Source organism: Pseudomonas sp. H3_D04 (assembly GCF_054669175.1).
Map to the genome: position 1 here is coordinate 2176893 of NZ_CP162801.1, position 24000 is coordinate 2200892.

At 59.7% G+C, this 24000-nt stretch carries 16 protein-coding genes; 6 read left to right on the forward strand and 10 right to left on the reverse strand.

Annotation, left to right across the window (positions count from 1 at the left end):
- The first annotated feature begins 173 nt into the window (after positions 1–173).
- Both AB4N91_RS10280 and AB4N91_RS10285 read left to right on the forward strand, forming a co-directional pair.
- Complete coding sequence (locus AB4N91_RS10280; protein ID WP_010460955.1) at positions 174–416, forward strand: hypothetical protein; 243 nt, start codon at positions 174–176, stop codon at positions 414–416.
- Between the two features lie 111 nt (positions 417–527).
- Complete coding sequence (locus tag AB4N91_RS10285; protein WP_077749677.1) at positions 528–770, forward strand: hypothetical protein; 243 nt, start codon at positions 528–530, stop codon at positions 768–770.
- Positions 771–877: 107 nt separating this feature from the next.
- Here the strand turns inward: AB4N91_RS10285 and AB4N91_RS10290 are convergent, their stop codons facing one another.
- From AB4N91_RS10290 to AB4N91_RS10320, 7 genes are all read right to left on the reverse strand, one after another.
- On the reverse strand, positions 878–1969 hold the full coding sequence (locus tag AB4N91_RS10290; RefSeq protein ID WP_010460951.1) for an SMP-30/gluconolactonase/LRE family protein: 1092 nt from the start codon (positions 1967–1969) through the stop codon (positions 878–880).
- Positions 1966–3105, reverse strand: a complete 1140-nt coding sequence (locus AB4N91_RS10295) for an SRPBCC family protein (protein WP_169857638.1) — start codon at positions 3103–3105, stop codon at positions 1966–1968. The genes AB4N91_RS10290 and AB4N91_RS10295 overlap by 4 nt, the downstream gene beginning before the upstream one ends.
- A 100-nt stretch (positions 3106–3205) precedes the next feature.
- Positions 3206–4069, reverse strand: coding sequence for a LysR family transcriptional regulator (locus AB4N91_RS10300; protein WP_010460947.1), 864 nt, complete (start codon positions 4067–4069; stop codon positions 3206–3208).
- Between the two features lie 54 nt (positions 4070–4123).
- A complete protein-coding gene (locus AB4N91_RS10305; RefSeq protein WP_460112389.1) occupies positions 4124–5848 on the reverse strand; it encodes a hydrogenase maturation protein in 1725 nt (574 codons plus the stop codon).
- Positions 5849–6150: 302 nt separating this feature from the next.
- Positions 6151–7998: an amidohydrolase gene (locus tag AB4N91_RS10310; protein ID WP_010460943.1), complete on the reverse strand. Its 1848-nt coding sequence runs from the start codon at positions 7996–7998 to the stop codon at positions 6151–6153.
- Between the two features lie 294 nt (positions 7999–8292).
- Entirely contained in the window at positions 8293–8607 is a 315-nt protein-coding gene (locus tag AB4N91_RS10315) for an SCP2 sterol-binding domain-containing protein (protein WP_010460940.1), read from the reverse strand.
- Positions 8608–8671: 64 nt separating this feature from the next.
- Complete coding sequence (locus tag AB4N91_RS10320) at positions 8672–9382, reverse strand: histidine phosphatase family protein (RefSeq protein ID WP_172791129.1); 711 nt, start codon at positions 9380–9382, stop codon at positions 8672–8674.
- Between the two features lie 204 nt (positions 9383–9586).
- Here AB4N91_RS10320 and sohB point away from each other — a divergent pair, with 204 nt between their 5' ends.
- The 3 genes from sohB to AB4N91_RS10335 all read left to right on the forward strand — a co-directional run bounded on the left by sohB (position 9587) and on the right by AB4N91_RS10335 (position 19410).
- Complete coding sequence (sohB, locus tag AB4N91_RS10325; RefSeq protein ID WP_010460936.1) at positions 9587–10609, forward strand: protease SohB; 1023 nt, start codon at positions 9587–9589, stop codon at positions 10607–10609.
- Between the two features lie 132 nt (positions 10610–10741).
- The gene (locus tag AB4N91_RS10330) at positions 10742–15604 is read left to right on the forward strand and encodes an NEL-type E3 ubiquitin ligase domain-containing protein (RefSeq protein WP_460112390.1); all 4863 of its coding nucleotides are present in this window, start codon (positions 10742–10744) and stop codon (positions 15602–15604) included.
- Positions 15601–19410: a dermonecrotic toxin domain-containing protein gene (locus AB4N91_RS10335; protein WP_460112391.1), complete on the forward strand. Its 3810-nt coding sequence runs from the start codon at positions 15601–15603 to the stop codon at positions 19408–19410. Before AB4N91_RS10330 ends, AB4N91_RS10335 begins: the two co-directional genes overlap by 4 nt.
- Positions 19411–19460: 50 nt before the next feature.
- Here AB4N91_RS10335 and AB4N91_RS10340 read toward each other — a convergent pair whose 3' ends face one another.
- Positions 19461–19955, reverse strand: a complete 495-nt coding sequence (locus AB4N91_RS10340) for a DUF934 domain-containing protein (protein ID WP_010460931.1) — start codon at positions 19953–19955, stop codon at positions 19461–19463.
- The gene (locus tag AB4N91_RS10345; protein WP_145310434.1) at positions 19939–21597 is read right to left on the reverse strand and encodes a nitrite/sulfite reductase; all 1659 of its coding nucleotides are present in this window, start codon (positions 21595–21597) and stop codon (positions 19939–19941) included. The genes AB4N91_RS10340 and AB4N91_RS10345 overlap by 17 nt, the downstream gene beginning before the upstream one ends.
- A 524-nt stretch (positions 21598–22121) precedes the next feature.
- On the opposite strand from AB4N91_RS10345, the gene AB4N91_RS10350 reads away from it, so the two are divergent.
- Entirely contained in the window at positions 22122–23195 is a 1074-nt protein-coding gene (locus AB4N91_RS10350; RefSeq protein ID WP_460112392.1) for an ABC transporter substrate-binding protein, read from the forward strand.
- On the opposite strand, the gene AB4N91_RS10355 is transcribed toward AB4N91_RS10350, so the two are convergent.
- The gene (locus AB4N91_RS10355) at positions 23192–23410 is read right to left on the reverse strand and encodes a DUF2970 domain-containing protein (RefSeq protein WP_010460924.1); all 219 of its coding nucleotides are present in this window, start codon (positions 23408–23410) and stop codon (positions 23192–23194) included. The genes AB4N91_RS10350 and AB4N91_RS10355 overlap by 4 nt on opposite strands.
- Positions 23411–24000 lie beyond the last annotated feature (590 nt).

Below are 24000 nucleotides of genomic sequence, written 5' to 3' on the forward strand. Positions count from 1 at the left end.
TATTCAATGGAGGCAGGCGCTGCGCTAAAGGTTTTATCGGGTTTGCGCCAGGACGACGAACGGACACCGCTGGTCTGATAGGCGGTCGACAGAACCGACCAACCGAGGCCATTCTGATAGTTGGCGAACGCAATCGATCGCGTTTGCTGCCGATCAACAAACGGAGGTGTTCCATGCCGGTGCCACACGACCTTTATCAGGACCTGAAACTTTCAAAGGAAGATATCCAGCAAAAACGCTCCAAGGATCCGTTACTGGATTCACTGATCAACAAGTATTCGCAAGCGGACGCCGAGGTAGTAAAGGCTGAAACCGCAAAATCGGATGCGCCCAGCGATGACGCACTGAAGAAGCTCAAGGAGACGCGCGTGCAGGTTAAGCAAAAGATCGTTGACCGGCTCCAATCGCCGTCCTGACACGCCTTGTCCACCCACCGACAACCGGTGACTGAAAAATTGGAACGGTGACCAAAACCGGCACCTCGAAAGATCAGAGTCCGACCTTTTCGACTCCTTGCGAGGTGCCTTATGAACGAGCCCAGATTTCCAAGTGAAGAGCAGGGCGGGTACGACCCGATCCCGACTCATCCCGAACCACTAAGCCCCGGCCGCACGACGGTCAATCCCGAAGACGAGCCGGGCATCGACGAATTGCCGAACAACGAAGGCGTGCGCCCGCTGGATGAAGACGACTCCACCGCGATGGACCCTGAGCGGGTGCTTGAAGAGACGGACAATGCCGTGCGCGATGACGAGATAGATCCCCGCTAGCCAAAACCACCACATACCCCCTGTAGGAGCGAGCCTGCCAGTCAATATCACTATTGAATGGCAGACTGCCCGCGCGAGCAGGCCCGCTCCCACATTTTTGGTGTGCGTTATTTCTGGAGCGCGGTGTTCAGGGGCAGGCGCGCCATGTTTTTTGCCTTCAACGAACCCAGGTACAACCAGTCCCCATACTCGCGCACTGTCGTGATCGGCGAGTAATTACCGGTGCTCGCATCCTGCAGGTTGGCAATCACCTTGCCGTCCAGGTCCAGACCCAGCGCAAAGGCGCGCTTTTCCACGGGTTTGGGCAGTACCGTCAATGCCCGAACAATCATTTTGCGCACGAACGGGTGCTGCGCCGTGGCGTCGAGCAGCGCATTACGGGGTGCGTAGAGCGCCACCCAGAAACGGTCGCGGCCATTGAACGCGAGGTTGTCCGGCAACCCCGGTAGATTGTCGATAAATACATCGTGGGTTCCGGCATTCGGCCCGCTCAACCAGAAGCGGATGATGCGGTAAGCGCCGGTTTCGTTGACCAGCACAAAGCTGTCGTCCGGGCCCAGCGTCACGCCGTTGGCAAACTCCAGCGTGTCCAGCAACACCGTGGTCTTGCCGGTCTGGAAGTCGTAACGCAACAAACGGCCGTCGCCCCCGTGCTCGATGATTGCCTCGCCATCCTTGCCGTAGCCCCAGCGGCTGGAAGCGTCGCTGAAATAGGCGTAGTGCCCGGATTTATCGATGGCCACGTCATCGGTAAACCCGAAAGGCACGCCGCCGGCCGAGGTGGTCAGCGGGATCAACCGGCCCTGGGCATCCAGGGACAGCAAACCCTTCACGCCGTCAGCGATGACCAGCAACCCGTTCGGGTGCCGCGCCAGGCCCAGAGGCCGGCCGCCGGTATCGGCCAGCACTTTGGTGTCCTTGCCGTCGAGGCTGGTGCGGATCAGCCGGCCGTCGTGCAGCCCGGTGATGAGCACGTTATCTTCGAGCAGGAGCGCCTCGGGCCCTTCGATGTCCGCCGGGCCGACACGCTCCACCCCTTTGAGCCGCTGATTGTCGGCATACACCCCGCTGGTCAGGGAAGGCGCCGGCGGCGGTGTCCAGGCTACCGGCCGAACCTTGGTCGGGAACAACAATAGAAAAGCCCCCAGGACAATGATCAGCAGCGACAACAGATGGCGAAACCTGAAGGCGCTTCTCACACGCTGACTCCTGCCGGATTCAGGTTTTTCTGCGCCATGTCACGCAACGCCAGCATCGATGCTGCGGACTCACGCTCGATACGTCGCTTGAGCAGCAATCGATTGGTGATGCGCATCGCCAGGCCCGAGAATTGATACTCCAGGGTCCGTACAAAACGTGTGCCTTCGCCCTGCGCCTCGCATTCGTAGGTCACGACCAGCGACAACCCGTGATCACCGCGCGCCCAGGCACTCCAGCGGCGTCCTGGCAGGTATTCGTTGACTTCCCAACTCAAGTGCCCCGCGCGCCCGCCGGCACTGATGTCCTCCTCGAACCGCAGGCCGGCATGCAGCGGCCCACCCTGGCCCTCGACCTTCAGGGACGACGGATGCCACTCCGGCCAACGGGTGACGGTGCTGGCATAGGCGAGCACGTCAATCGGAGTTCCAGCGATAGCGATCTGGTGCTGCATGCGGGTCATGGTCGTACTCGTCAGGGGGGCAGGCACCGGCTCCCAGTACAGGGTGCCGAACAGGTAGTCCATCAGCGGGAAAACGATATTGAAATTGCGTTCCTGCATCAGCTCGCGGCGGTGATGCAGTTCATGCAGGCGGCGCATCTGGCGGATCCACGGTAGGCGCGTGACCGGGTTGTCCGGCGGTAAATGCTCGCAGGCATGGAACACCTCGTACATCAGGTACCCGAGGACCAGACAGCCACCAAACAATCCGGCGACGTTGGCATTGACCTGTTTGAACAGCCACCAGGCGGGCAGGGTGAAGACCACGGTGTGGATCACGATCAGCCAGGCTGGAAACAGAATCACCCGCCAGTCCCGGGCAGTATCGTAGGTCATGTGGCCGGGGGCGAAAAAACTGTGATGGTCGCCGGCATGGCGGGCGTAGAACATCCGCGCGAAGCTCTTTTTGTGATGCCCCAAGTGCCGATGCACCAGGTACACGCCGAAGTTGAAGAACAACAGCGTCAACGGCACTGTCAGCCATTCCAGCGGCCGGACCTGATGCACAGTGCTCCAGAACCCTCCGATGGCCAGCACGCCGAACAGCAGCACAAAGGCCCCGTGCAGCCAAGGGTTGTAGCGCGGATGGATGTCAGCGCGATAGCGGTCGCGGAATGCCTGGGTGGTTTGCCTCACTGCGTTCACCTCTGCTTATTGTTATCACCAGCAGATTAGCTGATCTGCCCGCGCAAGCTTGGGCAAACCTGGATGACACAAGCGCCATGATCCGGTTTATTCAGGTCAGCGGATTCCAGCGTTGGGACCAGTCGTCGTCGATCTTGATCACTTCACGCAGCAAATCGAAGGCCCGTTGCAGGGTCGCCGAGTCGCGATCCCGCGAGTAAACCAGGTAGGTCGGGTAACTGAATTCCGGGGCTTTGGGCACGGGCTCCAGCACGCCGCTTTCGAGGTAGCTCTGCACCACGCGTGTACGGAAGTAGCCGCTGCCGCCGTTTTCCAGAATGTATTGCAAGGCCAGGGGGCCGAGGTTAAAGCTCAGGGCGGCCTTGGCTTTTTCCGGCAGGGCGGCATCGTGCTGGCGGCGGAAGTCCGGACCCCAGTCGATATACACATAAGGATCGGGCTGCCCGGCGAGGCGTACCAGGATGAGTTTTTCTTCGAGGATCTGCTCGACTTGCAGGCGCGGCCAATATTCGGGCTGATAAACCAGCGCCGCGTCCAGCACCCCCAGTTCCAGTTGGCGCAGCAGGGTCTCGCCGTCGCGGATTTCCATGCGCAAGGCGTGACTGGGAATCTTCTCGCGCAGTTCGCCGGCCCAACTGAGCATCAGCGGATTGCACAGACTGACCTCGCCGCCAATGTGCAGCACATCGCGGTAACCGTCGGGCAACGGCAAGTCCCGCCGCGCGGCTTCCCAGGTCTCGACCAGTTGATTGGCGTACACCACAAAGGCCTCGCCATTGGGTGTCAGCCGCGCGCCGGCACGGTTGCGCACGAATAACGTGCTGCCCAGCTGGCTCTCGAGTTTTTGCACGCGCGCCGTGATTGCGGTCTGGGTGACGTGAAGTTTTTCCGCCGCGGCAGCCAGGCTGCCGTGGCGAACAATTTCCAGAAAGGTGCGAGCGAGATCAATGTCCATGGGGCGGCCGGTGCGGGAGGTGCCGGCATTGTAAACGTATCTGCGGGGGCCGGCTTATGTAGCAGCGGCCAACGGCTGCGTCCGGCTGCGCTGGCGTGCCCACTGCGCCACCAGCCGCACCGGTGTGCCGCACGCCTTGCGCTTGAACACAAAATGTCGGCACTTCTCGGCGAACTGTTTGCGGTCGTGCACCATGTCCAGTTCCATCGCCGCCAGCTCGGCGTTTCTGCAGTGCTGCATGAGTTGCGTATCTAGCCGGCTCTTGCGCTCGCGCACAGCGGCATACGCCGGATCGGTCAGCGCATTGCCTGCCCGTTGCAACAACCACCGGCCGAACGCGTCCGGGCAGCGTGGGCCGATTTCCTGAACCATGCCCAGTTGCATGGCATGCGTCGCGCTGACCGGCAGGCACTCCTCGCAAAGTTTTTCCGCCATCCGCGGACCGACGGCGCGGGGCAGGCTGTAGGTCCAGTATTCAGAGCCGTACAGCCCCATGGTTTTGTAGTGCGGGTTGAGGACGATATCCGCGCGGGCGAAGACAATATCTGCGGCCAGCGCCAGCATCACGCCGCCGGCCCCGGCACTGCCCGTCAGGCCGCTGACCACCAGTTGCCGGGCGCTGAGCATTTCTTCGCAGACGTCGTCGATCGCCTGGATATTGGCCCAGGCCTCCAGCCCCGGCGCCTCGGCAGCCTGGATCACGTTGAGGTGCACGCCATTGGAGAAACTGCCGCGCCCACCCTTGATCAGCAGCACCTGGGTATCTCGGGTCTTGGCCCAGCGCAGAGCGGTGACCAGTCGCTGGCATTGCTCGGTGCTCATGGCGCCGTTATAAAACTCGAAAGTGAGCTCGCCGACAGTCCCCGATTCACGGTAGCGGATCGGTTGATAGGTTTCGGTGTCAGGGGACGAGGCGATCGATCCGTGGAGGATGGGCACGTTATTCAGTTGGGCAGCGAGTACATGCCGGGCTGGACGTTTGAAGGTTTCTTCGCCCGGCCGGGGTTTGCGTCGCATCGAACCGATCCACACACTGTGATCGCCGGTGGCGACCAGTACCGCGTCGTCGCGCACCGCCAGAATGTCTCCAGGTGTGCCGCTGCGTGAGTCCAGATGGGCGTCGTACACGTAGTACTGACCACCTGCCAGGCTCGCCAATACGCCAGGTTGCCCGTCCGCTGCGTCGATGCAGCGTTTGATGAATCGCGAGCAGTCATGCCAACCGAAGGTCCGATCAGCCTGGTTCATGTTCGGCTGCAAGTGGCCCATCACCCGGGGATGATGTTCGACCGGTACGGGCTCATAACCGTCGATGAATTTGTCCACGACATCACGAATGCAGCGGATCGCCGCATCGCTGACCGGGCCGTTATACAGCTCGGATTTGCGCAGGCCTTGGGGGAGGTTGAATTCGCACGTAGACCAGACCGGCCCGGCATCCATGTCTTCCACGGCTTGAAGCGCGGTGACACCCCAGCGGGTCAGCTCACGGGTAATGGCCCAATCCAGTGCGCTGGCGCCCCGGTCACCGACAATGCCCGGATGGATAATCACCACCGGGCGATCACGGTTGCTCCACAGGAGTTGCGGCACCCGGTCCTTGAGGAAGGGGCAAATCACCAGGTCGGCCCCCGACTGCTCAATCTGCTCGCAGATAGCTTCTTCGTCGGTGAACAGCACTACGCTGGGGCTATGTCCCAACTCGCGCAATTCGAGCCAGGCCCTTTGGCTCAGACCATTGAATGCCGATGACAACAGAATAATGTTGAGTGAACGCATGTTTGACTCTTCCTTGAGAATGGCCGGCCATCAGCCTCGAATAAGCCTTCATTGGCTTTCGATGCAAGTTAGGGTGCGGGAATGACAGGCGCTGGACCTTGATGTGGGTCAAACCATTCCGACTTGCTGTCAGTTGAAAGAATAGGGCCGACGTCCTTGTGCTGGCACCTGTAAGAACTAACAGTTTTTTAGACGAGTTTGCGATGTCGGCGGTCGCTAAAGAAGGGGGGATTCGCGAGTGCGGCTACAGCCTGGGAGTCATGCCTGAGGCAGACCCCCAGTGGGTGTGGGGGAATCATTGTTCAAAACGCAAAACACGAACAGCCAAACGCGCCCCAGAACCCCTGAAAGTCGCTGACCGGCGCTGACGACAATCGCGCCCGCTCGTGGCTGTGCGCATGCACCGCGCACGCGCCGATGCATTGATGCACCTGCGCCGTCAGTGGCGCCACGGGTTTCCAGTGGCCCGGCACCTTGGCGACGGGCGACCACTCGGGCACCACAGGAATCGGCGGCGGCCCGAGTTTTTCAAACTCGACGCTGCCGTAGACGATCTTGCCGTCGACAATGGTCAGCACCGACTCGATCCATTTGATCGCTTCATCGTCGATGTGGAAATAGTCCGCCGACAGTGCAATCAGATCCGCCAGTTGCCCGACCTTGATCTGGCCTTTCTTGCCTTGTTCGGACGAAAACCAGGCGCTGCCGTGGGTGAAGAGTTCCAGCGCCGTATCGCGGCTCAAGCCTTGCGGGTACAGTTCCAGTCCGCCAACGGTGCGGCCGCTGACCAGCCAATACATCGATGTCCAGGGGTTGTAGCTGGACACCCGCGTAGCATCGGTGCCGGCCCCCACCGGAATGCCTTCGGCGAGCATGCGCGCAATCGGCGGCGTGTGTTCGGCGGCTTTGGCGCCATAGCGGTCGACGAAGTATTCGCCCTGGAAAGCCATGCGATCCTGAATGGCGATGCCCCCGCCCAAGGCTTTGACCCGCTCGATGTTCCGCGGGGTGATGGTTTCCGCATGATCGAAAAACCACGGTAAACCGTCGAACGGAATGTCGCGATTGACCTTCTCGAACACGTCGAGCATGCGGCTGATGGATTCGTTGTAGGTGGCATGCAGGCGGAATGGCCAGCGCTGTTCCACCAGATGCCGCACTACTGGTTCCAACTCCTGTTCCATGGTTTGCGGCAAGTCCGGGCGTGGTTCGAGGAAGTCTTCGAAGTCGGCCGCCGAAAACACCAGCATTTCCCCGGCACCGTTGTGCCGCAGGAAATCGTCGCCCTGGCCGTAATGGGAGGTGCTGGTCCAGTTTTTGAAGTCGGTCAGCTCTTCCTTGGGTTTCTGTGTGAACAGGTTATAGGCGATGCGCACGGTGAGTTGCTGGTCTTTGGCCAGCTGCTGAATGACTTGATAGTCGTCCGGGTAATTCTGATAACCGCCGCCGGCATCGATGGCGCTGGTCACGCCGAGGCGATTGAGTTCGCGCATGAACTGGCGGGTCGAGTTGACCTGATAGTCCAGCGGCAACTTCGGCCCCTTGGCCAGGGTCGAGTAGAGAATCATCGCGTTCGGGCGGGCGATCAGCATGCCGGTGGGATCACCATTAGCGTCCCGCTGGATTTCGCCGCCCGGCGGGTTCGGCGTGTCGCGGGTATAACCGACCACTTTCAGCGCCGCGCGGTTGAGCAGGGCGCGGTCGTAAAGGTGCAGCACGAACACCGGGGTGTCCGGTGCGGCTTTGTTCAGTTCATCAATCGTCGGCAGGCGCTTCTCGGCAAACTGGAATTCGTTCCAGCCACCGACCACCCGCACCCATTGCGGTGTGGGCGTTCGGTCGGCCTGGTCCTTGAGCAGGCGCAGGGCATCGACCAGCGATGGCACGCCTTCCCAGCGCAGTTCGAGGTTGTAGTTCAAGCCACCGCGGATCAGGTGCAGGTGCGAGTCGTTGAGGCCGGGAATCACCGTGCGTCCGTGCAAGTCGACGATCTGTGTGCCGGGGCCTTGCAGGGCCATGGCCTGGGCGTCGCTGCCGACTACCACGAAGCGTCCGTCCTTGATCGCGACGGCGCTGGCCTGGGGTTTCTTGCGGTCGACGGTGTGCAGGCGTCCGTTGTACAGAATGAGGTCGGCCGGGGTGTCGGGCATGGTTTTACTCCCTGCGATGAGCGGGCTGATCCAGGCACCGACGGCGCCTGCCGAAAGGCCTTGCAGTACACGTCGGCGGTTCAGACCTTCGTGGTTGTCAGGTGGACTCATGGCAGTGCGCTCCGTCAATTCATCGAGGGGCAAACAGCCGATGTCTGACGCATGCGGCCACAAGGAATATAGACGGCAAATTCACCGGTAGCCGATTCGCGGGGGCGGAAAACGACGAATCCCGCCACAAGGGGCGGGATTCGTGTGCAGCCAGAGAGGTTCCCGAAGACGGGAACCGCCGTCTTAGCTTGGGAACAGCTCGGACAGTTTCATGGCCAGCATCATGTCGCCTTCAGCGCGCAGTTTGCCGCCCATGAACGCTTGCATGCCGTCGGTCGAACCGTCGACGATGCCTTGCAGGGTTTCGCCGTCCATCACCAGAGTGACCTGGGCGTCAGGATTTTCGCCTTCCTGCAGCTCGCAGGCGCCATCTTTGACGACCAGCGAGAAATTCTGGGTATCGTCGATGCGGAAACCGAATACCAGGTCCAGACCGGCAGCAGCGGCTGGGTTGAACTTGGCTTTCATTGCTTGTACGGCATCAGCTACGGAGGTCATGGTTCGATCCTTTCTTGGGTAATTAGAGCTGGGTGATTACAGCCAGGGTCACAATAGTCCGGACTCAGCGAAACGTGATGAGTTCCGGTGCCTTCAACAGCTGCAAGTGCGCATGACTGTTGAAAGAAGACAGTGCCACCTCGCGACCGCGAAACTTCAGCAGGTTGAGCGAGGTGTTGACGATTTGCCAGTTCAGTTCAAATGCCTGCCTTGCGGGCATCTGAGTAATGAGGTGGAGCAGGGCAGTGATGGTGCCACCGGAGGTGAACACGGCGATTTTCTGGGTGTTGTCGGCGCTTTCGAGGAGGCGGTGCAGACCGGCCTGTACGCGTTCGACAAACCCAAGCCAGCTTTCAAGCCCCGGCGTGTCATAGGTGCCGGCAAGCCAGCGCTCGATGATCAGGGCGAAGATGCGCTGGAACTCGGCACGGTTTTGCGCGGCATTGCGCAGGATGTCCAGGGCTTCGGGTTCATCCTCCAGCATGGCTGGCAGCAGCGCGCGGATCACCGCGTCGGCGTCGAATTCGTTGAAGGCGGAATCGATTTCCAGGGGCGGCACCGGCAGGCCCACGGCAGCGAACTGTTCCAGCGCGCTGGTGGCGGTGTGCTGCTGACGGCGCAAGTCGCCCGAGAGGCAGCGGTCAAAGCTGACACCCAGCTCGGCGAGGTGCTGGCCGAGGATTTCTGCCTGGCGAACACCGGTCGGCGACAGGACGTCATAGTCGTCTGCACCAAAGGAGGCCTGGCCATGTCGAATCAGATAGATGCTGCCCACGTCCGCGTCATCCCGGTACGTTGAAGGTTTGGCGAGGTTATGAGGATGACAGTGAGCTGTCAATGAAAAAACATACGCTTGTTTGAAATGCCCGTTACAGGCCTGTTGCCAGAGGTTTCACGGCTGGCCGCCGAGGCGGAGCATGGGTATGCTGGCGTTGTCCCGCGCGTGTTTTAAGCCGCGCATCGTTTTGAAGGAGTCACTGTGGAGTTTTTGTCCGAGTACGCCAGTTTCCTGGCCAAGACCGTGACACTGGTGATCGCCATTCTGGTGGTCCTGGCCAGTTTCGCGGCGCTGCGCAGCAAAGGTCGGCGCAAATCGGCCGGCCAGTTGCAAGTCAGCAAGCTGAATGATTTCTACAAAGAGCTGCGCGAACGCCTGGAGCAAACCTTGCTCGACAAGGACCAGCTCAAGGCCTTGCGCAAGTCCCAGGCTAAAACCGATAAAAAACAAAAGAAGAAACCCGAGGCCAAGCCGCGGGTATTCGTGCTGGATTTCGACGGCGACATCAAGGCGTCGGCCACTGAAAGTCTGCGCCATGAGATCACGGCACTGTTGACGTTGGCGACGCCCAAAGACGAAGTGGTACTGCGTCTGGAAAGCGGCGGCGGCATGGTTCACAGCTACGGCCTGGCGTCCTCGCAGCTGGCGCGCATCCGCGATGCCGGCGTGCCGTTGACCATCTGCATCGACAAGGTCGCGGCCAGTGGCGGCTACATGATGGCGTGTATCGGCGAGAAGATCATCAGCGCCCCGTTTGCGATTCTGGGTTCGATCGGCGTCGTGGCGCAGTTGCCTAACGTCAATCGCTTGCTGAAAAAGCACGATATCGACTTCGAAGTCCTGACCGCTGGCGAATACAAGCGCACCTTGACTGTGTTTGGCGAAAACACTGAGAAAGGCCGCGAAAAGTTTCAGGAAGACCTGGACATCACCCATCAGTTGTTCAAGAACTTCGTCTCGCGTTATCGCCCGCAACTGGCCATTGACGAAGTGGCCACCGGTGAAATCTGGCTTGGCATTGCCGCGCTGGACAAGCAACTGGTGGACGAACTCAAGACCAGCGACGAATACCTCGCTGAACGAGCGAAGAAGTCGGAGCTGTACCATTTGCATTACGCCGAACGCAAAAGCCTGCAAGAGCGTATCGGGATGGCGGCCAGTGGGTCGGTGGATCGCGTATTACTGAGCTGGTGGAGCCGGTTGACCCAGCAACGCTTTTGGTAACACTTTAAATTAACGGTCGCTTGCACTGCCTTGCAGTGAAAGCGACCGTTTTTTTGTGGCGGTATATAGATAGCGCTTTTTAAAAAAGTGGCTCGATAGGCTAGCGATCCTAGTCAGTTTCGAGTGATCACAATGTCTTCTCCGCCCACAAACTCAAACACGCCTGTGTTGACGCCAGATCAACAGGGTGTCTTTTTTGATCTGATTAAAAGTAATGCTCCTGCCTGGTTGTTGACTGCCTCAAGTCAACGGCGAAGTGAACTTTATGAAAGCCTGACCGCCAGCCATCGTTCAAGAGGTGAACTTGCCGACCTCCTGAAGGGCTTCAAATCGCCTGAAAGCGTCTGTCGTCCCTTACTGGCTCAAGCCATGTCGGACAAGCTGGGTACGCCACTGGATACGCAGGGCGTCATTTTCCAGCACGTGCGGTCAACGTCCAGCCTGCTGGGACTTCGCAAGAAACTGGTGCTGCCGATTGATCGGGATCTGCTGTCGGCCGCCTGTGAAAATTTTGAACTCAGCGAAACACTGGCCGGAAACTATAGCGATACATCGTTAATTTATATCCCGCAAACCATCACCGGCACAGTCAATAAAGTCTTATCGATAGAGCCGCATGAGTTCGCCGCGTTGTGCCGCAAACTTGATCTTGGAAAACAATACCAGGCGCATGTCAAATCACTGTTTGAGCCAGCGTCCGGTATCAACCACTTATCTAACAAGTATGTTGCACACGCCAAGAACAGCTTTGAAGTACAGCGGCATGTCGCGCTGATGAAAAAAGCCATCAGTGTCGAAATGCACCAGGCATTGAAGTCAGTCAAGGAACAGCGCCCCGTCAAACTTGGCAACCACACGCTGGGTTACCAGGCGTTGGAAATGTTTGATGTCACGGTCAATGGCGCGATGTTTATCGGGCCGGTCGAGGAGCATGACGATGACGATTACCGCTGCGTGGTCTACCTGCCGGATGACCCGCTGCACCCATTGAAGGAATACGCGTCCTTCACGGATTTCGAGGTGGAACTGAGTAAGCGTCTGAGAACCTCCGCGTTCCAAAAATTCTTCATGCGCTACATCAAGCTGGGTGAACGGTCCGCGTTTCTGCAAGCCCTTGAAAAACGCTTGTCCGTCCCCGTTTCCTCGCCGCTTCCCGCGACCAGTGTCTACGTGTCGCTGTCGGGTGTGGATATACAAGGCGACATGTTCGAGGAAATTTTTCGTCAGTATGCGAACCAGGTCATCGCCGATGCCCGGCTTCTGGTGGTGCCCACGGACGATGAAGACGAAAAATCCCGACTGGACCGGCTGGAGACCTACAAGGCCATCAGCCTTAATGTCCTGTTGTTCGGTGCATCGTTTGTGCCGTTTGTTGGCCACATCCTCTTGGCTGTGACGGTGATGCAGTTGCTGTCGGAGGTGTATGAAGGCGTGGCCAGTTGGTCCAGGGGCGAGCAGGAGCAAGCCACGGATTATCTGTTCGATACCATCGAAAACCTGATCCTGATGGCCGCTTTTGCCGCTGGTTCGGCGGCTGTTGGTACCGCGTTTAAAAACATCAGGACATCCGTCTTCATCGAGCGCCTGAGAAAGGTCCCGGGTGTGGACGCTCGGGGCCGTCTGTGGAATCCCGATCTCACGGTGTATCAACAGAGCCGACGGTTACCCCCGGCACTCGCAGCGGATGCGAGAGGACTGCACTGGATGGACGGTCAGGCGTACCTTCCAATCGATACACATCTGTATGCCGTGCGGCCAAAAACGGCGACGGACCTGTGGGAGGTGATTGCCCCGGTGGGGAGCGGCGGCACCTATTCACCCGAGCTCGAAACCAACGATGTCGGGGCGTGGCGCCATGACTCTGAGCTGCCGCAAGAATGGGATCGGCTTAAATTGTTTCGCCGTTTCGGTTACACCCGCGACAAGGTGCCTGATACCGCGGCGACGCACATCCTTGCCGTCTGCGGGATCGAGGACACGGTCTTGCGCCAGGCACACGTCGACCGCAGCCGGCCACCGGCACTGCTGGTCGATACAGTGCAGCGGTTTCGGGCGGATGCTGCGGTCACCGACTTTATCGAGCAGTTGAAAACCCCGCCGTCGGCAGTCTTGGCAGACCCGGATCTGCAATTGCACCTGCTGACGACGTCCCGTCATTGGCCAGACAACTCGGCCATCAAAGTCGTCACTGCCGCAGGCAGGCAAACGGGTTTCTATGGCGCGGCCACGGCGTTACCGGGGAACACCGTCAGCCTCAATCAGGATGCTTTGCATAAGGGCCAATTACACACCTCGCTGCTGACAGCCATGGACAGCGCCCAACGCCAAAGCCTTCTGGGCTCCACTACCCAGGACGCAAGCGCGCGCGCAAAGGCCCTGACAAAGCTCATTGCCGATCAAGCCGAAAGCAGCAAACTCGCGCTGTTCGAGCGAATTTACAAACGTACTGAAGTGCCGGGTGATGCCCGGGTCACGGTGTTGATCGACAAGATCGCCCAGTTGCCCTCGGCGATTGCCGAAGAACTGGTGCGGCATGCCGATGCTGCGGAGTTGAGCAGCCTGGAGGAGGGCAACTTACCCTTGCGTCTGGCGGAGGAAGCCCGTCGTTATTTGCAGCGGGTGCAGGTCAGTCGCGCTTACGAAGGGTTGTACCTTAATGCCGTGGGTGGGCTGGCCACCGACCGCCTGGTGCTCGACACCCTTGAGCAACTGCCGGGATGGACGGGTAATACCAGGGTTCAGTTACAGGCTTCGTCAGGTGTGCAAAGCGAGTCGACCAGCATTGGATCGGCGGACGCTGCGCAGAAGCTGCAGATCGACGTCCATCCTGATCGATACAGCGTGTCGATCGACGACATTGCTCCCGCCACCGCATTCGCGGGTCGCACGCGCGAACAGTATTTCAAGGCCCTCTGGCATGGACTCTCGACGCCGCTCAAAACAGCACTGGGCGTTAACCTGAGCGACGGCGGGGCAGCGTTGCGAGAGAAAATAACGCAGCTCGCCCTGACACGGCGAACCGCCATCGCGCAACTGATCGATGCACGCCCCCCGCGAGCAGGCTACACCTCCCCCATGCGGCTGGCAGACAGGCCCGCCACGTCGTCTTCTCCCGTTATGCCGAGGCCCGTGCTCATCAAAACCACCCAAGACGTCCTGGTCCGCAGGGCGCTGGAACTGTATCCGATGCATTCCCCGGTTCGCATTCACGCGTTGGTAAATGATCTGGGGCAGAACGTGACGGTCGTCTTGAAGAAGCTGGAAGCGTTGAGGCTGCAATTTCAGACCATCAGGCAGGTACTGAGTCACTGGGTCAGTCGGCAAACCTGGTATCTGCGGCCCGATGGCTCAAGGCAGGAGGTCAGTCGTCTCAGCAAATATCGCATCGCTCAGGCGATCATTCGCTGCTGGCGCAACGAGCCCGAGGCGAGTGAAGCGGGCGCTAACCTACGCTCCACACTCAGCTTTGACGCCCAGCCTCTGGGCGAATTGCCGGTTATCGTCGGGGACTTCAGCCACGTCGAGAGGTTGGTGCTGGACGGCGTGGGCGCCAGCGCCGGGCTGAACGCCTTCCTGAGAAACTTCCGCACTCTTCGAAGCTTGTCATTGAGAGGCAATCAACTGACGAGGCTGCCGCTGGCGTTGAGCTCAATGTCCGGGTTGGTTCATCTGGATCTGAGCGACAACCTCATTCAACTGACCTCTGAGTCGGTGACTCAATTGGCTGATATGACCAGCCTGCAATCAGTGAACCTGGCGTTTAACCCAAACCTTGTGAGGGCTCCCGATGTCAGCAAGTTGCAGCACCTGGAACACCTGAACCTGCAAGGCACCGGGATAAAAAACTGGCCTTTGGGCGCCTCCGGTTTGCCCAGGCTGAGTGAGCTGGATTTACGAGACAATCAGATCGAAATCCTGCCTGAGGATGTCTTCAAGGGGCATGCGGTCCCGAACAAAGGCACCAACCTGTATGGCAATCCTCTGTCCGCCGACACGTTGAAAAAGGTCGTGGTGCATCAGCAGAAGACCGGTGTAAGCCTGGGGATCATTGCTTCGGACTACCGTCGCTCAGGCGCTTACTCGCCGACCGAGGCTCACAGTTCCGCGTGGCTGACCGGGCTTGGCTCTACCGAAACCCGGCGCAGGCGCGGGTTGTGGGATTCATTGCGTGCCTATCCGGAATCCAGGAGCTTTTTCACTATGCTTGCGCAACTGTCCGAGACGGCCGATTACAAACGACTGTTCAGCCACTTCAGCCAGCGGGTGTGGAGTGTCGTGGAGGCTGCGACGGAAGATGATGGCTTGCGACGCAGGCTGTTTCGTCTGGCCCGGGTCGGAAGGTTCAGCGCTGATGGCTACTCCGCACTCTTCAGTGAGATGGAAGTGCAGGTGTTGTTTTATCGGGCCATGGCCGCAGCCCTCACCGGGCCTGCTTCGGTGGAGCAGCAACTGATCACCCTGCTCAGGGGGTTGTTCAGGCTGCATGAGGTCGAGGGGTTTGCGCTGGCGGATATCAATGCGCGCACCGGTCCACAGTCCGGAAGCTACGAACAAGCTCTGGAAATCAGTCTGGCGTATCGCGTGGGGCTGGCCGAACGCCTGAGCTTGCCGGCTCAGCCCAGAATGGTGACATCGGCGTTGGATGTCCAGGTGGCGCCGGCGGCGCTGGAACGGGCTTATCAGAAAGTCCTGACCACCGAACGCACCAGCGCGTTGCTGGAATGGATGATCATCCAACGGTTTTGGGTGGAGTATCTGGAGGTGTCAAATCCAGATCGTTTCCTGGCAATCGCCGACCGCTCGGCACGAGATTTTGCCCAGGTGGAGAGGCAGGCTGAACTCACCCGTCCAGTGGCCACCGAACGCCTGAACGCCATTTTCGATAACTTCAAAAATGAACGTCGGGCATTGATCAGGCAGCTCACCGGTGCGGCGCTGATGCGCCATCCTGCGCCGCCAGTCCCGGGGCCCAGCCATTCGGGGGCCGCTCAATGAACGACATCGCTCACGAGTCTGCTGATAGCCCGACACCGTCGGCGGCGCCGAAATGGCGTGATGAACTGAAAGCCGTTATCGATCTCGCCTTGCCACAATCCCCAGGCCAGTTCGGCGAATGCCTGATCAAGCAAAAGTGGGGCGCGGGCATCGACCCGCAGACGGCCTTGCTGGTCACGCTCGATTACCATTACAAGGGTCATCCTGCCGAGAACGGTTTCGAGCAGGGACGAGTGGCAAGTTCCCGGTCGCTGCTGCACGCGCTGCTGTCCAACGACCAGACGGTGGGTGACGGGCGTTTTGCCGAGACGGCGTTCGGCCTGTACACGCCGCCGGACGTGGGACCGACGATTCGGATTGTCGAGCACGTCGACGAATTCGCCGATCACGGCAGCGGCAATCACCAGACCTATGAAGGCATCTACCGGCAGACCACCCCGCAGGTATATGGGCCGCTGACTCAGCTCAATCTCAGGCCCGCCGATTTCAAGAAATGGGTCTGGGAGCTGGAGCTCAAGGACCTGTACCAAGCGTATCTCGATCAGGCATGGCCAGCCGACGCTGTGCAGGTGGCGGCCAGACCGTCCGCATTGAGAACGTCGGTCAAGGCGGCGTTCGTCATGGCGGCCTGGTTGCAGAGACATGAACAACGCCTGACGCAAGAAGGTCTGGCGCTGGCGATGCGGGCGGCAGGTCTGTCCGCCGATCAGTCCTGGCAAACGCTGACCCTTGAGCAGCTGCAAGCACCGACTCGCGTGCCTTCAACCGTCAAGTTCGGCCTTCTGAAACTGTACCGCTACACCGCGACCGATATCTGGGCCTTCCGTGACACCGTCAGTGCCCGTGTGCTGGTGTACATCCCTGGCAATTCTTCCCCGCTGCATGAATTCGCCAATACCGCGCAGTTGCGCCAGTGGGTTGCCACGCAGGGCAAGCTCGACGCGACCAGGCAGGCCTTGGCCCGTCACTTTGCCGAGGACGATCGCGAAGATGGAACGTTTCACGCCGGCGTTCTGACAGCGCTGGATGGCATGGCGATTTATCCGGCTAAACATTGGCTGGGCAACAACGCCGGTTTCTTCAACAACGATGGCTATTGGGACCCGAACGATTACATCGGCTTCGATGATCCGGCGGCGGCGACCGACCCTTTTGCCCGCCTGCTAATGACAATGAAACAGGCCGCACGGGCAGAGCTTCAGGCCATCCGTGACGATGCGCAGGTCAACCGGGATCAGTTGAGCGCCGTCGTCGAACCCGTTGTGCAATGGGTCAACCGGTTTGGTCCGCTCGCCTTGTTTGTCCCAGGAGGCGAGGGGGTGCTGGCATTGGCCGGGCTCATTGACGCCGGGTATGGCCTGAATCAGGCGGTCAATGGAAAAACGCCGGGCCAACGCTCGGAGGGCCGGACACGCACGGTGTTTGGCTTGCTGAATGCGTTGCCGATGCTGGGTGCCGAGTCAGCGCTCAATGGGAGCGCTGCGCAGGCCGATAGCATGGCGGAGCGCGTCCGCGAGCCCAGCGTCGATCCGGCAGAGCCGGGCGCCCGTCCTGCGTCGGAACCGGCCGTTGCGCCGACGCCCTTGAACCCTCGCATCGAATTGATCCGTGGAATCGGCCCCTCGGTGGCCTCCTTCAGCGATGAGGTCCTGGCGCAGATCGCCAAGGTCAGCGCGGTCGACGATGACATGCTGCGGTTGATGCAGACGGGCCGTCCACCGACCCCTTTATTGGCGGATACCATCAGCCGCTTCAAGATCGATCAGGATCTCGGTCTGGAAGCAGACACTGTGCTTTTCAACCAACGCTACGAAGCGCTGCAAAAGTCGGAGCATGAATGGGTCCGGCTATTTCAGCGCGAGTACCCCGACCTGCCGACAATCGCCATCGAGCAGATGCTCGACCGCTATGGCATCGACATCACGTCGCTGCCAGATGCGAACGAGGCCAGGCAGGTATTCGCGCGACTGGACGGCAAAGCCCGGCAATACCAACAGCATGTCCGTCTCGACCGGGTCTATGAAGGCTTTTACCTGCGCTCGGTCGCGAATGCCGAGACGGACAAGCTGGCATTGCACTCGCTGAACAATCTGCCCGGCTGGCCGAAAGACCTGCGCATCGAGGTCCTCGACGGTGCGTCCTCTGGCCGGGTGCTTGATCGTTGCGGCCCCCTTGACAGCCCTCACTGCCGAAACATCATCAAGGTGGGAAACCGTTACCTGCGCCAAGGCCGGCAAACGGATGTCTATGACGCGGTCCTCGGCGTGCTGACGGACGAGGAACGCTCGGCGTTGCACCTCACGTCACCAGACCCGGCCAAGGCGTTGCGGCTCAACCTCGGCGATCGGGCATTGTCCCGTGCCGATACCCTGCTCGGCCTGCAAAGGCTGGACACGGGGCTGACCTTTGAACGGCAGGGACTGCGCGGCGGCGGTTACCCGACAACCCCTCAGGGTGACGCCCTGAAGTTGCAAGCGATCAAGTTGCAGTTCAAGGATATTTATCCGGACATCAGCGACGCGAGCATTGATCAGGTGTTGCTGCTGGCAGAGGGCAGGGTGCAGGCGTATATCGACCTGCTGGCTCTGCAACTGCAACAGCTCAATGTCGATTTGACCGAATGGGTCGATCAAGCGGTACAAGACATTGCCGATATGGACGTTCCCTTCGTGGCCATGGGCGATGAGGAGGCGGAGGGGATGAACCCTGCGCAAATCGCCGTGCACAATGCCTACGTCCTGCACACCGCCCTGCAACAGGAGCGCGGGGTCAGGACTGAGCTTGCCGTGGAGCTTGTCGCCATTTGGCAAAAACGCGGGCCGCTGCAAGATCGTGTCTATGTCGACGGGCAACTGCGTGGTGTCAGGCTGGACCTGACCTTCGAGGACTTTCACCGATTACCCACGCTGAATGCCAGGCTCAACGATGTGATCGAATTGTCGATGCATGGTTTTCACCTGACCGAGCACGAGAGTCTGAACGGGTTCCTGGAGGGCTTTCCGAACCTTGAAGTGTTGAATCTGGAAGGCTTCGATTTGCGTCCTTTCTTCGTGGGCGGTGACGCAGGGCGCGCCTTGCCGCCCGTTATCGGGCAGTTGCCGAAACTGGTCTCACTCAATCTGCGAGCCACACAGTTGGCATTCACTGAGCGCGCCGCTTCACAATTGAGTGATCTGACCCACTTGCAAACCCTGGACCTGAGCGACAACCCGTTGGGCGTTCCGCCGGTGGTGCTGGGCATGAACAATTTACGCCAGCTCAACCTGAGGAATACGGCGATCAATCGCTGCCCTGTCGGGGTCAAGGATGAGCCTTATCTGACGATGCTGGACCTGCGCGACAACCGTATTACCCGGGTTCCGCCCGCGATCATCAATCAGGCGGTGGCGGACGACCGCGTATTGCTATGGGGCAATCCGTTGACAGACGAGGACACGCTGCACCGGTTGATCAGTCATCGTGAACAGACTGGCATCAATCTGTGGCTGAGCGCTCCGGGCGCGGATTATGGTACGCCGACGGTGTGGTTGCGCGACTGCGACGAAGCGTTGCAACAGTCCCGGCAAGCCCTTTGGCAGCGATTGGCAGGTAAACCCTCCGGTACGCGGTTTTTAGCCGTCATAGACCGGCTGAGCCTGACGGCCGACTTTCGGGTCAGTTACCTGTCACTTCAGGCGCGAGTCTGGCGATTGTTGCAAGAGGCCGATGCTTCAGAGGACATGTGGGGGCGGATAATTCGCGGGAGCGGGCGCTTCGATCACCCGATGGCAGCATTCCGGGCGCTGGAGGCGCGTGCGGGTTTCTAAGCGAAGGAGGGCGCCTTGAACCCCGGGCGGGGTTCAAGGTTTTGCCGGTATCAGCGGCGACGGAACAACGGCAGCGGTTCGTCGGTGGCGGCCTGATAGGTCACCGAGAAGTCCTTGAGACCTTCAAGGGCTTCATACGGGTCTTTATCGGCGCGAATGGCAAAGGCGTCGAACCCGCAGCGGTGCATGTAAAAGAGCTGGTCGCGCAGCACATCGCCGATTGCCCGCAATTCGCCTTTGAAGCCATAGCGGTCACGCAGCAGACGTGCGTTGGAGTAGTTGCGCCCGTCGGTGAAGGCCGGGAAATTCAGGGCAATCACTTGGAACTGATCGACGTCTTCACCGATTTCCTCGGCTTCTTCATCGGCATCCAGCCACACGCCAAGACCGCCATCGCGGGCCTTGAGCATACGACTGTGTTCGCGCCACAGCTGCAGCGGGACGATCAGGTCATCGCAGTTGCTGATCTCGTCGATGTTGAAATCCTTGGGCAGCAAGTGCCAGGTTTCGTCGACGACCTCGTTGTTCTTAATGATTCGCTGCATAGACGCGTTCCTTGAAGAGGTCGATGCCAATACGCTGATAGGTGTCGATGAAGCGCTCGTCTTCGGTACGTTGTTCGATGTACACGTCGATCAGTTTCTCGATCACGTCAGGCATGGCTTCCTGGGCGAAGGACGGGCCGAGGATCTTGCCCAGGCTGGCGTCGCGGCTCGCGCTGCCACCGAGGGAGACCTGGTAGAACTCTTCGCCTTTCTTGTCCACCCCGAGGATGCCGATGTGGCCGACGTGGTGGTGACCACAGGCGTTCATGCAGCCGGAGATGTTCAGGTCCAGCTCGCCGATGTCGAACAGGTAGTCCAGGTCTTCGAAACGACGCTGGATCGACTCGGCGATCGGGATCGACTTGGCGTTGGCCAGCGAGCAGAAATCACCGCCAGGGCAGCAGATGATGTCGGTCAGCAAGCCGATGTTCGGCGTGGCAAAACCTTGCTCGCGCAACTCGCCCCACATCGCGAACAGTTGGGACTGTTCAACGTCGGCCAGGATGATGTTCTGCTCGTGGGACGTGCGCAGTTGACCGAAGCTGTAGCGATCGGCCAGGTCGGCCACCGCGTCGAGCTGCTTGTCGGTGATGTCGCCCGGCGCAACACCGGTCGGCTTCAGGGACAGGGTCACCGCCACATAACCCGGCTTTTTGTGGGCCAGGGTATTGCGGGTGCGCCAGCGGGCGAAGCCCGGGTGTTCTTTGTCGAGCTCGGCCAGTTGGGCCGCCTGGTTGTCCAGGGCCTTGTAGTCCGGGTCGACGAAGTGTTTGGCGACGCGATGCACTTCGGCCTCGGTCAACGTGGTCTGGCCACCGCGCAGGTGTTCCATTTCCGCGTCGACTTTCTGGGCGAAGACTTCAGGCGTCAGGGCCTTGACCAGAATCTTGATCCGCGCCTTGTACTTGTTGTCACGACGGCCATAGCGGTTGTAGACCCGCAGGATGGCGTCGAGGTAGCTCAACAGGTCTTGCCACGGCAGGAATTCATTGATGAACGCGCCCACTACCGGTGTACGGCCGAGACCACCGCCCACCAGCACGCGGAAACCGAGTTCGCCGGCCGCGTTGTGCACCGGCTCGAGGCCGATGTCATGGACTTCGATGGCCGCACGGTCAGACGTCGAACCGTTGATAGCGATCTTGAACTTGCGCGGCAGGTAGGCGAATTCCGGGTGGAACGTGGTCCACTGGCGAACGATCTCGCACCAAGGGCGCGGGTCAATCAGCTCATCGGCAGCGACACCGGCGAACTGGTCGGTGGTGACGTTGCGCAGGCAGTTGCCGCTGGTCTGGATCGCGTGCATCTGCACGGTGGCCAGCTCAGCGAGAATGTCCGGGATGTCTTCCAGCGCCGGCCAGTTGAACTGGACGTTCTGCCGGGTACTGATGTGGGCATAGCCCTTGTCATAGTCGCGGGCAATCTTGGCCATCATCCGCGTTTGGCGCGAAGTCAGTTGGCCGTAAGGCACCGCCACCCGCAACATCGGCGCGAAGCGTTGGATATAAAGCCCGTTTTGCAGGCGCAGGGGGCGGAATTCTTCTTCGCTCAGCTCACCTGCCAGATAGCGTCGGGTCTGATCACGGAACTGCTTGACGCGGTCCTCGATGATCCGCTGATCGTACTCGTCATATACGTACATATAAGTCCTGTTCTCAGGCTTGGGCCGGTCGGATCCCGTTGCGTTTTTTCGCCTGGAGGTCTCCGATGCTGCCTCGGCAATTCTGCGCGCACGGCCGCGCACTCCCTACGGAGCCGGGGCAAGATACCAGTTTGCAGTTATGCGCAAAAGTGATGTTTGAGTATATGTAAAGAACCAAAACGACTAACGAGATCCGTTATGGATAAACCCGTATTTGTCGTGAGGGCAATCGTCGTCTTTACTGTGGTCGAGTCTTTATGCAATCACCGATAAAACCGACAAGAGGCGATGCAATGAGCAACCCTACCAAAGCGACAAAACCTGATAGCACGGTCGATGCTTGGGCGATTCTGTTCCTGATCATTCTGGTCGTGGGCACCGCTGTATTTTGGGTCAGCCATCAATAACCGACCCCGTCCGGGCCCGGTTCCGACGATTGTCGGACAAAAACCGGAATAAACGCCGTTTGCCGGGACTTCGCTGGCTATAATACGCGGCGAAAATTTCCGGGGGCTCGGGCGTTAATGTTGAAGTTTGTCTACACCTTCCTGCTGATGCTTGGCGCGGCTTGGGGCCCTGTCGCGCATGCAGAGTCGGTGTTGTTCCTCAATCCGGGCAAGACGGATGAGGCCTTCTGGATCAGCTATTCGCAATTTATGCAGGCGGCCGCCAAGGATCTGCGCATTGATCTGCGAATTCTGTATTCCCAACGCATGCCCGAGCTCACCGTGGCGCAAGCCCGCCTGGCCCTGCAAGGTCCCGATCGTCCGGACTATCTGGTGTTCGTCAACGAGCAGTATGTCGCTCCACCGATTCTGCGCCTGGCTCAAGGCAGCGGGGTGAAGCTGTTTACGGTCAACGCTTCGCTGACAGCCAATCAGCTGAGCCTGCTGGGCGAGCGTTCCGATCGATTGGGCAGCCTGGTGCCGAACGATGAGGAGGGCGGCTACCTGATGCTCAAGGAGCTGATTCGCCAGCATCCACCCGTGGCGCCTGGCCAGGTCATCGAATTACTGGCGTTTTCCGGCCTGAAGATCACGCCGTCGTCGCAACTGCGCGAACAAGGCATGCTGCGCGCCTTGGCCGAGCACCCGGAAGTGCGCTTGCGCCAAGTGGTTTACGGTGGCTGGAGCCGGGGAAGGGCCTATGAGCAGGCCAAATTGTTGTTCCGGCGTTACCCGAATGTCTCGTTGGTGTGGTCTGCCAATGACGAAATGGCGTTTGGCGCCATGCAGGCCTATTCGGAGACGGGTGGCGTGCCCGGCAAAGATGCCTTGTTCAGCGGGGTGAACACGTCGCCCGCTGCATTGCAGGCGATGATCGACGGTCGCCTGAGCGTGTTGGTGGGCGGGCACTTCACATTGGGCGGTTGGGCGCTGGTGGAGTTGCATGACGTGGAAATGGGCGTGGATCTGGACCAGTACGGCGGGCGCGACCGGTTGATTCCGGTATTGCAACTGATCGACAAGGCCCACGCCAAGCGGTTGCTGGCCATGGGCGCATCACCGGATTACGGGGTGAATTTCCGTCGTCTGTCGGCCAAGGGCCGGCCGACCTCCTATCGCTATCCGTTCAGCCTGCAAACCCTGATGCGCTAACGCCCCGCCAGATGCACCACCAGTTGCACGATGCCGAACAGCGTCAAAGCGAACACGGCCGTGAACAGAATCCCCAGAATCACGAAATGACTCGGCTTGCCGTGGGTGAAGTCCCGCGCCCGATTCTTCCCGCTCTGCACACCGAACGCCGCCGCCATGACGCTTTGCAGCATCTGCCAGAAGGTCGGTGGCTTGTTGTCGACTGGATCGTCCATAAATCCCTCGTCATCAATGTGTGAAGAGTAAGCATAGACAATCCGCGGCATGCACAAAGCAAATGTGGGAGCGAGCCTGCTAGCGAAGTGGCCATAACATTCAACATCTTCGTTGACTGTCACATCGCCTTCGCGAGCAGGCTCGCTCCCACACTTGATCGGGTTGATCCACACGTTTGTGAACGACCCAAAACAACTGTGGGAGCTAGCCTGCTAGCGAATTGGCCATAACATTCAACATCTTCGTTGACTGTCACATCGCAATCGCGAGCAGGCTCGCTCCCACACTTGATCGGGTTGATCCACACGTTTGTGAACGACCCAAAACAACTGTGGGAGAGAGCTTGCTAGCGAAGGGGTCGTAACATTCAACATCTTCGTTGACTGTCACATCGCAATCGCGAGCAGGCTCACTCCCACACTTGATCGGGTTGATCCACACGTTTGTGAACGACCCAAAACAACTGTGGGAGCTAGCCTGCTAGCGAATTGGCCATAGCATTCAACATCTTCGTTGAACGTTATAACGCCTTCGCGAGCAGGCTCGCTCCCACAGGGGCCTCATCTGGCCACAATATTGTGGCCAGATG

Coding starts and splice junctions, on each gene's coding strand:
- AB4N91_RS10280 (WP_010460955.1), top strand. CDS start 174: ATGCCGGTGCCACACGACCTTTATCAGGACCTGAAACTTTCAAAGGAA.
- AB4N91_RS10285 (WP_077749677.1), top strand. CDS start 528: ATGAACGAGCCCAGATTTCCAAGTGAAGAGCAGGGCGGGTACGACCCG.
- AB4N91_RS10300 (WP_010460947.1), bottom strand. CDS start 4,069: ATGGACATTGATCTCGCTCGCACCTTTCTGGAAATTGTTCGCCACGGC.
- AB4N91_RS10305 (WP_460112389.1), bottom strand. CDS start 5,848: ATGCGTTCACTCAACATTATTCTGTTGTCATCGGCATTCAATGGTCTG.
- AB4N91_RS10310 (WP_010460943.1), bottom strand. CDS start 7,998: ATGCCCGACACCCCGGCCGACCTCATTCTGTACAACGGACGCCTGCAC.
- AB4N91_RS10315 (WP_010460940.1), bottom strand. CDS start 8,607: ATGACCTCCGTAGCTGATGCCGTACAAGCAATGAAAGCCAAGTTCAAC.
- AB4N91_RS10330 (WP_460112390.1), top strand. CDS start 10,742: ATGTCTTCTCCGCCCACAAACTCAAACACGCCTGTGTTGACGCCAGAT.
- AB4N91_RS10335 (WP_460112391.1), top strand. CDS start 15,601: ATGAACGACATCGCTCACGAGTCTGCTGATAGCCCGACACCGTCGGCG.
- AB4N91_RS10340 (WP_010460931.1), bottom strand. CDS start 19,955: ATGCAGCGAATCATTAAGAACAACGAGGTCGTCGACGAAACCTGGCAC.
- AB4N91_RS10345 (WP_145310434.1), bottom strand. CDS start 21,597: ATGTACGTATATGACGAGTACGATCAGCGGATCATCGAGGACCGCGTC.
- AB4N91_RS10350 (WP_460112392.1), top strand. CDS start 22,122: ATGTTGAAGTTTGTCTACACCTTCCTGCTGATGCTTGGCGCGGCTTGG.
- AB4N91_RS10355 (WP_010460924.1), bottom strand. CDS start 23,410: ATGGACGATCCAGTCGACAACAAGCCACCGACCTTCTGGCAGATGCTG.